The organism is Simkania sp. (assembly GCF_965215465.1).
Taxonomy (GTDB): domain Bacteria; phylum Chlamydiota; class Chlamydiia; order Chlamydiales; family Simkaniaceae; genus Simkania.
The window spans coordinates 2223552-2235499 of record NZ_OZ244056.1 but is presented as its reverse complement, the minus strand read 5'-3'; the positions used below and the strand labels follow the sequence as shown (position 1 = coordinate 2235499).

Sequence of the window (11948 nt, the reverse complement as noted above, 5' to 3'; positions counted from 1 at the left end):
CTATCTGCTGCCTAGCTTTAGACGAATCTTTTGCCGTCTGCTTGGGCAAGGGTGCGGATTTTTTCAATAAGAGGAGGAATGCCTGTAGCTTCTTTGGCCGAGATTTCAAAGAGGGTTTCAGGTCCAAAGGGATATTTTTCTTTGAAAGCTTCGAGGTGTTCCTGCGCTTCTTCGCAGTCAACTTTGTTGAGGGCAACGATGAAGGGTTTTTGGAGAATTTGTGGAGAGTAGTGCTCGAGTTCTTTGCGGAGTGTGAGAAAATCTTCGTAGGGATCGCGGCCGTCAACAGCTGCTGTGTCGATCACGTAAACGAGAGTGGAGGAGCGTTCGATGTGGCGAAGGAAAGCAAGTCCAAGTCCACGGTCGCTGTGAGCATCATTGATGATTCCGGGGATATCCGCGAGGTAGATGCGCGAAAAGTCGTCGAATTCGATATAGCTGATGTTGGGACGTAGGGTGGTGAAAGGATAAGGAGCTGTTTTGACATCGATCGAGGCAAGCTTGGTGAGGAGGGTCGATTTTCCAGCGTTCGGAAATCCGACGAATCCGACGTCGGCAATGAGCTTGAGTTCCAGCTCGACTTCTTTGATTTCACCAGCAAGGCCGGGCGTGCATTTTGCAGGAGCTTGATGCGTTGAGGTTTTGAAAAAGGTGTTGCCTTTTCCCCCTTTTCCTCCTTCGCAAACCTGAAAGGTTTCACCGGGCTCGGTAAAATCGTAAAGAAGGGTTTTTGTGTTGGCATCGCGGAGCAAAGTTCCACAGGGAACTTTTAAGATGAGGTCTTTGCCACTTGCACCTTGGCGATTGTTTGTACCGCCTTGTTTTCCATTTGGAGCGCGGATTTGAGATTGGTTACGGAAAGTGTCGAGAGAATAAATTTCGGGATCGGCCATGATCGTGATCGATGCGCCACGACCACCGTTACCTCCGTAGGGGCCACCTTTGGGAATGTACTTTTCGCGACGCCAAGCGATGGTGCCGTTTCCTCCTTTCCCAGCTATAAGTTTAAGTCTGACATGATCCGTAAACATAAAACAAATAAGGCTCCATTTCTGGAGCCTCGCTAATTTAAACCTACTTAACTCTGCTTGTTATCCAGCAGGAACAACAGATACGAGTGTCCGTTTTGCTCTGCGGTAGTGGACGACTCCGTCGGTAAGTGCAAAGAGTGTGTCATCTTTAGCTCTTTTAACCCCGACTGAAGGATGCCACTTTGTTCCGCGCTGGCGGACAATGATGCTTCCAGCTGTAACAAATTCGCCGTGTGTTGCTTTGATACCGAGGCGCTGTGCGTTGGAATCGCGTCCGTTACGGCTTGAACCTTGTCCTTTCTTATGTGCCATGTGTCTCTCCTACGCTGCGACGATATCCGTAATTTTTACCTTAGAATACTTTTGTCTGTGACCGACTTTACGGCGATAACTTTTGCGACGCTTGTATTTAAATGCGACGACTTTTGGTCCTTTGGTCTCTCCAAGAACTTCACCTTTAACGAGGCATTTGTCGAGATGAGGCGTTCCAATTTTCATTGCTTTTCCATCATTGAAGAAAAGCACTTCTTTAAATTCGACGGCCCCTTGATCTTGACCGAGAAGTTCGACCTCGATGACATCTCCTTTCTCTACTCGATACTGTTTCCCGCCGGTCTGAATAATGGCGTACATCTTTACGTTTCCTCCGATTCGAATTCTGCTAATAAGGGGAAGCCGCAATCATAAATGAAAAGGCTTCAAGAGTCAATTTTAAAAATAACTTTTCAATGCAGCAAGGTTACATAGGGTATGAGCGATGGCTGGTGCCCAGACATCGTCGGCAGCTGCTTTTGCAACGCAAAAGAAAAGTCCGGTCAGGGTTCCAAGGCAAACTCTTGCCACTCGAAGCTCAACAGAACCAGGAAGAAGCCCGCTGACGAGCCCGTAAAATAAGCTGTTGATGCCGATGTCGAGTCCACTTGGGTTCTCGAGTTTGGCGCGATGTTGTGATTCTTCAAATAGGGGGGTAACAACCCCAACGACTAAGGCAAGTCCGTAAAGAATTGCTTTGGATTCTGTTTTAGGAAGAAGTTCAACTCCCTCAAATGCTTTACCAAGCCAAGGGCAGCTTTCAAAACAAAAGTAAGTTGTGACGAGGGCTCCCGCTCCGACACCAAGGCCAACTGCGACCGTCCGTACGGTCGGAACGTGAAAGTAAGGGCGAAAGGTTGCTTGCAAAAAATTATCTTTAACTTCTGTGCTCATATTTCCATCATGCTTAAATTAAAGATGGTAGATTGTAAGCTAAAACCTAATTTGTTTGTGAGAGAAATTATCCTTTTCTGCGGATGAGGTTAAGGAGGTAAAGCCCTGTCGCTGTAAGGGAAATGGTGGCACCGGGCGGCCAGTTAAGAAAGAAGGAGAGTGAGATTCCCAGCACAGAGATAACTATTCCCAGAAGGACGGCAATCACCATCATTTTAGAAAGGCGGTGGGTGAACGTGTTGGCAATGGCTGCGGGGAGAGATAAGATTGCGATCACGAGAATCGCTCCAACGACTTGGATCAAAACAACGACGGTAACAGCAACAAGGGAAAGGAGGAGAAAGTAGAGTCCCTTGACGGATTGGCCTTGAAGGGCTGCTTGTTCTTCGTCAAAGCAAATGGCTAAAAAGCGGCGGTGGAAGAGGAAAGTCGCGGCTAAAATGAGAACGTCTAAGATGAGGAGCATATAGAGGTCGGCTTTACTGGTCCAAAGAATGCTGCCAAAGAGAAAGTTTGTCAGTTCAACATTGTAGCCTGGGGTGAGAGAAATGAAGATCACCCCAACTGACATTCCAAAAGCCCAAAGGGCGGCAATCACGGTGTCTTCGCGTTGTCGGTAATAGAGCCGGATCCAACCTATGAGGTAAGCAGAAAGAATGGCAGCAACAAGAGCGCCGTAGATCGGTTCGAGCCAGGTGATGTTGTAGATCCGCTTCAGGTAAAGAGCAACTCCCATTCCACCTAAAACGGAGTGGGCAATGCTACCACTGATAAAGACGATCCGTTTGACGACGACATAGCTGCCAACGACACCTCCTGCAACTGAGGCGCTGAGGCTTGCGAAAAGAGCCATTTTGAGAAAGTGATTGGTCAGAAAAGCAGAAAAGAAGGTCGCGAGAATCAATGCAGGTTCATTCATGATACATCCCAATAGAAAAGTGTTTGCAGACCTCTTCTGGCTTCATAGAAGAGACGTCGTGTTGGAAGCAGAGAACCCTTTCTACATTTTGAACAATAGCTTCAAAGTTATGTGTGACGACGAGAATGGTTTTTTGTCCTTTAAGCTGTTTTAAAAAGGCGAAAATCTGTTTTTCAGTTTGGGCGTCGATGTTAGCTGTGGGTTCGTCGAGAAGAAGCACTTCTGGGTCTGAAATGAGGGCGCGGGCAATGAGGGTTTTTTGGGCTTGTCCTCCTGAGAGGGAGCCAAAAGCTTGGTCGGCAAGAGGAGTCAATTGGAAGGTGTCGAGTAGCTTTTCAGCTTTGTCGAAAGCTTCTTTGGGGTACTTCCCCCAGCGGCTCATTTGAGACAAGCATCCCGTGAGAATGACTTCTTTGACGGTGATGGGGAAGTGTTTATCATAAGCATTAATTTGAGGAACGTAGCCCACATGTCCGCGAGAAAAGACTTCTCCATCTTGCGGCTTGAGAAAGCCGAGAATCAGTTTTAATGCCGTAGTTTTTCCACCACCATTGGGACCGATGATTCCAATAAATTCTCCTGGAAAAACCTCGAAACTTGCGTGCTTGATCGTTGGAGCTTTGTCATAGGTAAAAGTGACATTTCGAAACGAAATGATGGGAGTCGGTTTACTTTGCGCTTGTGATGTCATTGACAACTGTTTGAATGGTCTTTAACGGATCGGGATCTAGTGGATCTACTTCATAAGTTTTCAGCTTGAGCTTTTCAGCGACAAGTAGAGCACCTTTATTATTATGTTGTGGCAGTGTGAAGACACATTGAACGTCATAGTTTTTTGCCAAAGTGAGGACGCGGTTGACAGATACCGCGCGAGGACTTTTTCCTTCACACTCGACGGCAATTTGGTACATGTTGTAGTCATAGCACAGGTATCCGAGGAAAGCGTGAGAAACAATCACCCCTTTTTTGCGGAAAGGTTTGAGCTTTTCTGTAACCTGCAGATCGACGGCTTTGATGCGGTCGATGTATTTTTTTAAGTTGTCTTGATAAAGAGTCGCATGTTTAGGGGACATTGCAGCAAGGGCTTCGTAGATACGTTGGGCTTGGTAAACAAGGCGCATAGGGCTCATCCAAAAATGGAGGTCTTGTGCAGAGCGGTCGGGAAGATTGACGTCGGCGCAGGCATCGACAAAGTTGACATCATCTTCGTAAGAAATCAGGTTGATCGTTTCATTGATTTGCAGAACGCGTACTTCACGTTTGGCCTCACGCAAAGAAGCGAGAAGTTTTCTTTCATAAGGTTCGCCAATTCCAATCCAAAGGTCACATGTTTGGATCTTTTTGGCTTGGCTAGGTGTGATTTCGTTGTTATGGGAGTCAAATCCGGGAGAAACAGCTGATTCAACGGTGACAGTATCTCCAGCAATTGCTTGTACAATAGATATGTAAGGGGGAACGCTCACTAAGACACTGGGTTTATCTCCCACTTTTCCTTCGAACTTCGTCCGGCAACCGACCAAAGCAACGACTATGGAGAGGAAAGCAAATGTCAAAAGAAAATATTTTTTCATAGTATGTCTCCCAAGTTAAATTTAAAGTGTACCGGAAGCGCGCTCATTTGTCGAGGATCTTGGGCCCATTTCTCTTGTCAAATAATTAAAGTTGGACTAATTTATCGCCTACTTTTTCGGGTGGAGGAGTGTCCGAGCGGCCGAAGGAGCACGCTTGGAAAGCGTGTATGCGTGATAAACGTATCGTGGGTTCGAATCCCACCTCCTCCGTTGTTTTTTATTATGGGATGTATAAATCTATTTAAAAAACAGTTGAATTAACCAAGAGGAAGACAAGGGATGAAGTGTCCCTATTGTGGTCACGAAGAACTGAAAGTGACCGACTCGCGAAATGCGAATGAGACCAATGCTATTCGACGACGAAGAGAGTGTCTAAACTGCTCAAGACGTTTTACGACTTTTGAAACTGTGGACATTTCCCTTCAAGTGAAAAAGCGTGATGGTAGCTATGAGGACTTTCAACTCGAAAAGTTGATAAAAGGAATTGACGCTGCAGCCAGGCACACCCGTATCAGTCATGACCAGGTGCGTGATTTGGCCTCATCAATTGTAAACGAACTCATAGAGAAACAAGTACGAGAAATCGATACGATCCAACTTGGTGAAACTGTGATGGAACGGCTGCGACATCTCGATACTGTAGCTTATATTCGTTTTGCATGCGTCTATAGGCGTTTTAAAGACCTTGAAGAAATTGTGAACGCACTCAATACAGCGTCAACAGAAGACGAAAAAGTGAAAACATAGGAATCTTGAGAGATGGCTCTGAAAAAAAGTGATATTGAAAAATTTAAGCAGCGCCTGATAGATCTGCGCGATGAGATCAATCAAACTTTGGGAAAAGTGTCTGAGGATGTGAAAAACAAAGAAGAACCGAAAGGGTACTCGCAGCATCAAGCCGATGAAGGAACAGATGACTTTGGCCAAACAATTTCAATTGAGATCTCGGGGAAGGAACAAACAATTTTGCGCCAAATCGAAAGAGCTCTCGAAAAGATGGAAGAAGGGACATATGGAGTTTGTGATGTGACGGGAGATGAAATCCCTGTCAAACGATTAGAAGCTGTTCCGTATGCCACGATGACGGTACAAGCCCAGGAAAAGTATGAAAAAGGACTTCTCTAGAAAGCGTCGCTTTTTTCCTTTTCTCTTAACAGGGGCGGTTTTGCTCCTCATCGACATGATCTCAAAGTTCTGGGTGTTTCACGGTTTAGCCAATATGCTCTATGCATCTCCGTTTTATCCTTATGGTGGCATTGGAGTTTTCGAAAATGTATTAGGAATCGATTTTTGCATCAACCGGGTGACAAACCATGGTGGAGCTTGGGGAATTTTTGGATCATTTCCCATTGTCTTGCTCATTGTTCGCATCGCAATTCTCATCAGTGTCATGATTTACGTCCTGTTTATCAATGAAGTGAAAAAACGACAGATCCCCCTTTTATTGATTATCACAGGAGCATTGGGCAACATTCTAGATCGCTTTATCTATGGATCTGTTGTGGATATGTTCCACTTTACCTTATGGGGGTACTCTTTCCCTGTTTTTAATGTTGCGGATACTTTGATTTTCTTAGGTGTTGCGACATTGATTATCCAATCGCTTTTCCAAAAAAAGAAGACAAAGCATGTGCCCAGATTTTCGCGTTAGTCATCCTAAAGAAGAGGGCGTATTCCAGGCCTCCAAGTGGTTTTCATATCGCGTGCTTTTAGATGAAAGCGAAATGGAGGATCTCTTTGCAGCCCTTCCTCCTTTTGAACTCTATAATGTTTCAGAAATTGTTCCTATAGAGCAGGCCACTTTCCCAAAAGGAGACTTTTTAAATGAATATGCTAAATCCGCCGGAGCTTTAAAGCGCGGGGAGGTTTATATGCTTCCAAAGGCCCTTTTTTCATCGGCCCTATCGGCAACAGCGGAAGCATTTTATGCGATGGATGTCAAAAAGGGAGTCATCCTCAAAATTTTACAGCCAGTCATTCAGCTTTCGATCCACCACTTTACATATGCACCTGAAAATCAATCCTTCCATTTTATGGTGCACAGTCAAGAATCAATTCAATGGGGGCTTCAGTTTTCTTATCCACAACTCTATTCGAATTCGATTCAAGGTGATATTGTCGAAGTGATGAAAGAGCAAACGTATCCTAACACGATCCTCTTTCGTGCTTTGATGAAATGGATGCGAAACCATAGCCGCCCTGTTCCGTTTCTCATTGACGGACAGAAAAAAAATGTTGAAGCACGGATGGGGAAAAAATGTTTCGACTGGATTGAAAATCATCCTCAACTCAAAGAAAAGGGGCTTGTCATCGCATGATTGAAATTGTCTCAATAGGAGCAGAGCTTCTCACAGGTCAGACTGTCAACACGAATGCAAGCGTGATTGCAAAGGCTCTTTTAAAGCGTGGCTTTGGAATCAGTCACGTGACAACCGTTCCGGACCATCACAATCCGATGAAAAAAGCCATTGAAGAGGCCATGAGCCGTGCCTCAGTTGTGATCACGACTGGAGGTTTAGGCCCGACTGGAGATGACATTACCCGTAGCACGCTCGCTGAAATTTTCGAAAGTGAACTTGTTCATGATGCAAAAGTCGCTACTGAGCTTGAAAAGCGGTACGGCAAAGATCTTGAAACTCTAGCTGATCAAGCAACCGTGATTAAAGGAGCTCATGTGATTCCAAATCCAATTGGGACTGCGCCTGGTTTTATTTTAAAAAAAGGGGAAAAAACAGTGATTGTTCTTCCTGGCGCTCCCGTTCAAATGCAAGAGATGCTAGAAAAAAGTGTGATTCCTTACTTGGAAGAGACGCATAAGCGCCACCTTTTCCAACATGCCGTCTACCTTTTCTTGATGTCAGAACAGCATGTTGACCCCTTTTTACGTGCAATGGAAGAAAAGCATCCCAAAGTTGAATTTGGGGTTTGTCCCTCGTATGGAACTCTTTCGATTTATCTGAGAGCACATGCGGAGTCGCAAGATGAAGCCGAAGAAAGATTTGCTCCGATTCTCTTTGCACTTAGAGAAAAGTTCAAACACAGGATTTTTTCGGAAAAGTATCACGACATCGAATACGCTGTTCATGAACAGTTCATTGCGCGTGGTCTCACTCTTGCTTGCGCGGAGTCGTGCACAGGTGGGAGAATTGCCGCGCGCCTGACAAAGATCAGCGGCTGCTCCGACTACTTTTTGGGGAGTCTGGTCACCTATTCCAATCAGATGAAAACATCTGTGCTAAATGTGAACCCAGAAACTTTACATGCACATGGTGCAGTGAGTCGTGAAACGGTCATCGAAATGGTTCAAGGAACCCTTTCTGTTAGCGGTGCTGATTATGCTGTTGCCGTGTCCGGAATTACAGGTCCAACAGGTGGAACGCAAGAAAAACCTGTTGGGACAGTGTGGGGAGCAATTGGTCACAAAAAAGGAGATGTTTTTGCAGGCTTATTGTCCCTTAAAGGAACACGCAAGCGTTCGACGTTGATTGAGTATTCGGCAACCTATCTCTTATCTCATCTATGGCGCTATATCCAATTTGACATACCACCCTTTGAAGAGTCATGAACGATTATACTTTAATAGACAGTGGCAATGAAAAGAAGCTTGAGCAGTTTGGTGAATACACTTTGATTCGGCCTTGCCCTCAAGCTATTTGGGAGCCACAGTTTCCCAAAAAATGGGAAACACATCATGGTGAATTTGTGCGCGATCAGGGCAATCGTTGGAAAAAAAAGAAAACCCCACCTTCTTGGACGATCACTTATGAAAAACTCAAGTTCAAACTGATAACAACCGACTTTGGTCATCTTGGCATATTTCCTGAACACGCCATGCACTGGAAGTGGATGGAAAAGAAGATGGTGGGTAAGAAAAAACCGGTTTTGAATCTCTTTGCCTATTCTGGTGCAGCAACACTAGCCCTGGCTCAAAAGGGAATTTCTGTGTGTCATTTAGATGCCTCAAAAGGTATGGTGCAGTGGGCGAGAGAAAATGCCAGTTTAAATGGTTTAGAAAAGGCAGAGGTTCGTTGGATTGTCGATGACGCGCTCAAGTTTTTAAAAAGAGAAATAAGACGGAAAGTTCACTATCAAGGAGTGATCCTTGACCCTCCAACTTTTGGTCGGGGCAATCAAGGTCAGGTTTTTAAAATTGAGCGAGATTTAATCCCCCTTTTAGACTTGTGCAAACAAGTTGTTGCGCGCGATGGTTTCATTGTTTTGACGGCACATACACCAGGGTTTACTCCCACTGTTCTAAGGCACGTTTTGACACAAACGCAGCTGAGCGGCGAAATCGAAGCAGGCGAAATGTTGATTGCTTCAAAGTCATTTTCACTTCCAAGTGGAAGTTATGCGAGGTGGCATGGATAAGATTACGAGTTTACAAAACCCCCGGGTGAAAGGGGCTGTCAAACTACGCGAAAGAAGAGAGCGCGAAAAAACGCAAACTTTTTTGATTGAAGGATATCGCGAACTTCTTCGAGCCGTAGAAGGTCAAGCCAAGCTGCAAACATTGTTTTATTCACCGACTCACTTTTTGGGATCCAATGAAAACGATTTAATTGAAAGGGTTCTTTCTTTAAATGTCGAAGTGGTTGAAGTGAGTAAAGAGGTCTTTGCGAAGCTCTCCTATCGTGATCGCCCCGATGGTCTTCTTGCGATTGCGCTGCAACAGCATTTGGCGCTCGAAGAACTCTGTGTTGGGGACAACCCCTTTATTTTAGTTGCAGAAGCCATTGAAAAACCCGGAAACTTGGGTTCGATATTACGCTCTTGTGATGCTGCAGGAGTCGACGCCTTACTTTTATGTGACCGGACAACTGAGTCCACAATCCCAATGTTGTGCGTTCTAGCGTGGGAACATTTTTTACAGTGCCTGTTGTTGAAACAACATCAGAAGCAGCTTTGATGTGGCTCGGAGAACGGAAGATTCCTATCATTTCTTCTTCACCTGATGCCCCAAGTATCTTCACGGAAGTTGATCAAACAGGCCCAGTCGCTCTTGCAGTTGGGACAGAGCAATTGGGGCTTTCTGAAACATGGATTGATGCAGCCGATAAATTGGTCAAAATTCCTATGCTCGGTCATGCAGATTCCTTAAATGTTGCTGCCGCAACGACCTTATTGCTTTATGAAGTCATCCGTCAAAGAACCCATCTATCTTGATAATCATGTTTTCGTTGTGAATAAGCCTGCTGGTCTTCCGACGCAGCCGCGTCCTACAGGTGGGGAAAGTCTCGAGGGGGATGCAAAAGCTTGGATCAAACGGAAATTTCATAAAGTAGGCAACGTTTTTTTAACACCGGTTCATCGTCTAGATCTTCTAGTGAGTGGGCTCGTTTTATTTGCCCGCACAAGTAAGAGCTTATCCAGGTTGCAGGCGCAAATGCGTGGAAGAAAGATACGGAAAACTTACTTTGCCCGTGTTGAAGGGAGACTGAAAGTAAAAAAAGGTGTCTTACGTCATTTTATCACCCATGGAAACAGGCGAGCTCAGATTGTTTCTCACGATCAAGGAAAAGAAGCAGTGCTTTCGTATCGTGTTGTCAAAGAGTGGAAAGATCAAACGCTACTCGAAGTGGAGTTACATACCGGTCGTTATCATCAAATCCGAGCCCAACTCTCTTTTATGGGGCATCCTATTTGTGGCGATGTGAAATATGGTGCAAAAACTCAAAAGGATCGCATCGATTTGCACCATGGAAAACTCACTTTTTTTCATCCGATTTCGCAAGAAGAAATCACTGTGAAAAGCCCTTCGCCTTTTTGATGGATTCCCGTTTTTAGTGGAATTTTTATTTCCATTTCAGTAAAGTTCTTTAAAGCACGCGGATTTGTATACTGTAATCATAAAACCCCATCCGCAAACGTAAAGGAGAACCTGCAATGCATGTCTTTTCTAACTAACTCACCCCTACGTTCACCAAATTAAGGAAATATGAAACCTTGGCTTAAGATTCTTGTCGGCCTTGTACTAGGTGTGATCACAGGGCTGATTTTAAACCGTCAGATCGAATTTTTATCGCTTGTTGGGAAAGCATTCATTGACCTTCTCAAGATGCTTGTTGAGCTTATTGTCTTTTCATCGCTTGTCACAGGGATGTGCCATATCAATGACCCCAAGAAATTAGGACGAATTGGTGCCCGAACGCTGATTTTCTATGCTGTGACAACCATCATTGCGATTGGGTTTGGATTGATTATGGTCTATGCCATTCAACCAGGAAAAAACCTGAACTTATCTATCGCAGAAGGAATGGGGAGCGGTGGAAATTTAAGTTTGATTGACTTCATCTTTTCGATTGTCCCTTCGAACCCATTTGCCTCTTTTGCAGAGGGGAATATTTTACAAATTATTGTCTTTGCGATTTTCTTTGCTTTTGCCATCACCTTGGCCAAAGAAAAAGCCAAACCCATTTTACATTTTATCGAGTCGCTTAGTGAAGTGATGGCCAACTTAACCCATGTTGTGATGCGTTTCGCTCCGTATGGGGTGTTTGCTCTGATTGCAACAGCTGTAGGAGCTGTTGGGTCAAAAGTGATTTTGCCTCTTTTTTGGGCGATCGTCTGTATCTTTTGTGCCTGTCTACTCCAGATTGCCATCGTTTTTGTTGTTTCCCTTAGGGGGCTTGCTAAATTAGAAATTGCTCCGTTTTTCAAAGGAATGAAAGATGCGATTGTCGTGGCATTCACTACGAGCAGTAGTTCAGCGACGTTGCCTGTATCACTTGAGTGCGCTCGAGATCATTTGGGATTGTCGCCGGACATTTCTGGATTTGTCCTGTCTTTAGGCTCGACAATTAACATGAATGGAACGGCGATTGGTCAAGCGGTCTTATCGATTTTTATTGCCCAGGCCTATGGGATTGAAATCACCCCAATTAGTATTCTTATTTTGACTTTTACAACGCTTATTTCCGCTATTGGAACGGCAGGAATCCCTGGAAGTGGCCTCGTGATGCTTTCGATTGTTCTCAATGCGATGGGGCTTCCTTTAGAGGGGATCGGGATCATTGCAGGAATCGACCGTTTCAGAGATATGTTTGGGACTGTTGTGAATATTCTTGGGGATGCAGTAGCTGCCGTCTATGTTGCCAAAAAAGAGGGGCAGATCGATGAAAAAAAATATCATACCGTTACCTGGATAAGTTGAGCATGCCCAAATTTTTGATCGCTAATATCAACGATATTCGGGTACAATGGTCATCGTTACCGTTTTGG

Annotated in this window: 17 protein-coding genes and 1 tRNA gene; 11 read left to right on the top strand and 7 right to left on the bottom strand. The window is 44.8% G+C overall.

Annotated features, from left to right (window positions below):
- Positions 1 to 17 precede the first annotated feature (17 nt).
- The 7 genes from obgE to ACOOFG_RS10385 all read right to left on the bottom strand — a co-directional run bounded on the left by obgE (position 18) and on the right by ACOOFG_RS10385 (position 4727).
- A complete protein-coding gene (obgE, locus tag ACOOFG_RS10415) occupies positions 18 to 1031 on the bottom strand; it encodes a GTPase ObgE (RefSeq protein WP_420421406.1) in 1014 nt (337 codons plus the stop codon).
- 60 nt (positions 1032 to 1091) lie between these two features.
- Positions 1092 to 1343: a 50S ribosomal protein L27 gene (gene rpmA / locus ACOOFG_RS10410; protein WP_420421405.1), complete on the bottom strand. Its 252-nt coding sequence runs from the start codon at positions 1341 to 1343 to the stop codon at positions 1092 to 1094.
- Between the two features lie 9 nt (positions 1344 to 1352).
- The gene (gene rplU / locus ACOOFG_RS10405; protein WP_420421404.1) at positions 1353 to 1664 is read right to left on the bottom strand and encodes a 50S ribosomal protein L21; all 312 of its coding nucleotides are present in this window, start codon (positions 1662 to 1664) and stop codon (positions 1353 to 1355) included.
- A gap of 78 nt (positions 1665 to 1742) precedes the next feature.
- On the bottom strand, positions 1743 to 2237 hold the full coding sequence (locus ACOOFG_RS10400; RefSeq protein WP_420421403.1) for a type II CAAX prenyl endopeptidase Rce1 family protein: 495 nt from the start codon (positions 2235 to 2237) through the stop codon (positions 1743 to 1745).
- A gap of 67 nt (positions 2238 to 2304) precedes the next feature.
- Entirely contained in the window at positions 2305 to 3156 is an 852-nt protein-coding gene (locus ACOOFG_RS10395; protein ID WP_420421402.1) for a metal ABC transporter permease, read from the bottom strand.
- Positions 3149 to 3847, bottom strand: a complete 699-nt coding sequence (locus ACOOFG_RS10390; protein WP_420421401.1) for a metal ABC transporter ATP-binding protein — start codon at positions 3845 to 3847, stop codon at positions 3149 to 3151. The genes ACOOFG_RS10395 and ACOOFG_RS10390 overlap by 8 nt, the downstream gene beginning before the upstream one ends.
- Positions 3825 to 4727, bottom strand: a complete 903-nt coding sequence (locus ACOOFG_RS10385) for a metal ABC transporter substrate-binding protein (RefSeq protein ID WP_420421400.1) — start codon at positions 4725 to 4727, stop codon at positions 3825 to 3827. The genes ACOOFG_RS10390 and ACOOFG_RS10385 overlap by 23 nt, the downstream gene beginning before the upstream one ends.
- Positions 4728 to 4849: 122 nt before the next feature.
- On the opposite strand from ACOOFG_RS10385, the gene ACOOFG_RS10380 reads away from it, so the two are divergent.
- The 11 genes from ACOOFG_RS10380 (at position 4850) to ACOOFG_RS10330 (ending at position 11880) form a co-directional block, all read left to right on the top strand.
- Positions 4850 to 4937 (top strand) — tRNA-Ser (locus ACOOFG_RS10380).
- A 69-nt stretch (positions 4938 to 5006) separates the two neighbouring features.
- Entirely contained in the window at positions 5007 to 5474 is a 468-nt protein-coding gene (gene nrdR, locus ACOOFG_RS10375) for a transcriptional regulator NrdR (RefSeq protein ID WP_420421399.1), read from the top strand.
- A 12-nt stretch (positions 5475 to 5486) separates the two neighbouring features.
- Positions 5487 to 5852 (top strand): TraR/DksA family transcriptional regulator, encoded by a 366-nt coding sequence (locus tag ACOOFG_RS10370; RefSeq protein WP_420421398.1) that lies wholly within the window; start codon positions 5487 to 5489, stop codon positions 5850 to 5852.
- Entirely contained in the window at positions 5833 to 6378 is a 546-nt protein-coding gene (lspA, locus tag ACOOFG_RS10365) for a signal peptidase II (protein ID WP_420421397.1), read from the top strand. Before ACOOFG_RS10370 ends, lspA begins: the two co-directional genes overlap by 20 nt.
- Positions 6356 to 7045: a hypothetical protein gene (locus tag ACOOFG_RS10360; protein ID WP_420421396.1), complete on the top strand. Its 690-nt coding sequence runs from the start codon at positions 6356 to 6358 to the stop codon at positions 7043 to 7045. The genes lspA and ACOOFG_RS10360 overlap by 23 nt, the downstream gene beginning before the upstream one ends.
- Positions 7042 to 8292: a CinA family nicotinamide mononucleotide deamidase-related protein gene (locus ACOOFG_RS10355; protein WP_420421395.1), complete on the top strand. Its 1251-nt coding sequence runs from the start codon at positions 7042 to 7044 to the stop codon at positions 8290 to 8292. Before ACOOFG_RS10360 ends, ACOOFG_RS10355 begins: the two co-directional genes overlap by 4 nt.
- Positions 8289 to 9098, top strand: a complete 810-nt coding sequence (locus ACOOFG_RS10350; protein ID WP_420421394.1) for a class I SAM-dependent methyltransferase — start codon at positions 8289 to 8291, stop codon at positions 9096 to 9098. Before ACOOFG_RS10355 ends, ACOOFG_RS10350 begins: the two co-directional genes overlap by 4 nt.
- Entirely contained in the window at positions 9091 to 9636 is a 546-nt protein-coding gene (locus ACOOFG_RS10345; protein WP_420421393.1) for a TrmH family RNA methyltransferase, read from the top strand. The genes ACOOFG_RS10350 and ACOOFG_RS10345 overlap by 8 nt, the downstream gene beginning before the upstream one ends.
- A complete protein-coding gene (locus tag ACOOFG_RS10340) occupies positions 9570 to 9893 on the top strand; it encodes a TrmH family RNA methyltransferase (protein WP_420421392.1) in 324 nt (107 codons plus the stop codon). The genes ACOOFG_RS10345 and ACOOFG_RS10340 overlap by 67 nt, the downstream gene beginning before the upstream one ends.
- Complete coding sequence (locus ACOOFG_RS10335; protein ID WP_420421391.1) at positions 9859 to 10497, top strand: RluA family pseudouridine synthase; 639 nt, start codon at positions 9859 to 9861, stop codon at positions 10495 to 10497. The genes ACOOFG_RS10340 and ACOOFG_RS10335 overlap by 35 nt, the downstream gene beginning before the upstream one ends.
- 168 nt (positions 10498 to 10665) lie before the next feature.
- Positions 10666 to 11880, top strand: coding sequence for a dicarboxylate/amino acid:cation symporter (locus ACOOFG_RS10330; RefSeq protein ID WP_420421390.1), 1215 nt, complete (start codon positions 10666 to 10668; stop codon positions 11878 to 11880).
- Positions 11881 to 11948: the final 68 nt, after the last annotated feature.

Excerpts from the sequence above, each read along its gene's own strand:
- obgE (WP_420421406.1), bottom strand. The coding sequence starts at position 1,031 with ATGTTTACGGATCATGTCAGACTTAAACTTATAGCTGGGAAAGGAGGA.
- rpmA (WP_420421405.1), bottom strand. The coding sequence starts at position 1,343 with ATGGCACATAAGAAAGGACAAGGTTCAAGCCGTAACGGACGCGATTCC.
- rplU (WP_420421404.1), bottom strand. The coding sequence starts at position 1,664 with ATGTACGCCATTATTCAGACCGGCGGGAAACAGTATCGAGTAGAGAAA.
- ACOOFG_RS10400 (WP_420421403.1), bottom strand. The coding sequence starts at position 2,237 with ATGAGCACAGAAGTTAAAGATAATTTTTTGCAAGCAACCTTTCGCCCT.
- ACOOFG_RS10395 (WP_420421402.1), bottom strand. The coding sequence starts at position 3,156 with ATGAATGAACCTGCATTGATTCTCGCGACCTTCTTTTCTGCTTTTCTG.
- ACOOFG_RS10390 (WP_420421401.1), bottom strand. The coding sequence starts at position 3,847 with ATGACATCACAAGCGCAAAGTAAACCGACTCCCATCATTTCGTTTCGA.
- ACOOFG_RS10385 (WP_420421400.1), bottom strand. The coding sequence starts at position 4,727 with ATGAAAAAATATTTTCTTTTGACATTTGCTTTCCTCTCCATAGTCGTT.
- nrdR (WP_420421399.1), top strand. The coding sequence starts at position 5,007 with ATGAAGTGTCCCTATTGTGGTCACGAAGAACTGAAAGTGACCGACTCG.
- ACOOFG_RS10370 (WP_420421398.1), top strand. The coding sequence starts at position 5,487 with ATGGCTCTGAAAAAAAGTGATATTGAAAAATTTAAGCAGCGCCTGATA.
- lspA (WP_420421397.1), top strand. The coding sequence starts at position 5,833 with ATGAAAAAGGACTTCTCTAGAAAGCGTCGCTTTTTTCCTTTTCTCTTA.
- ACOOFG_RS10360 (WP_420421396.1), top strand. The coding sequence starts at position 6,356 with ATGTGCCCAGATTTTCGCGTTAGTCATCCTAAAGAAGAGGGCGTATTC.
- ACOOFG_RS10355 (WP_420421395.1), top strand. The coding sequence starts at position 7,042 with ATGATTGAAATTGTCTCAATAGGAGCAGAGCTTCTCACAGGTCAGACT.
- ACOOFG_RS10350 (WP_420421394.1), top strand. The coding sequence starts at position 8,289 with ATGAACGATTATACTTTAATAGACAGTGGCAATGAAAAGAAGCTTGAG.
- ACOOFG_RS10345 (WP_420421393.1), top strand. The coding sequence starts at position 9,091 with ATGGATAAGATTACGAGTTTACAAAACCCCCGGGTGAAAGGGGCTGTC.
- ACOOFG_RS10335 (WP_420421391.1), top strand. The coding sequence starts at position 9,859 with ATGAAGTCATCCGTCAAAGAACCCATCTATCTTGATAATCATGTTTTC.
- ACOOFG_RS10330 (WP_420421390.1), top strand. The coding sequence starts at position 10,666 with ATGAAACCTTGGCTTAAGATTCTTGTCGGCCTTGTACTAGGTGTGATC.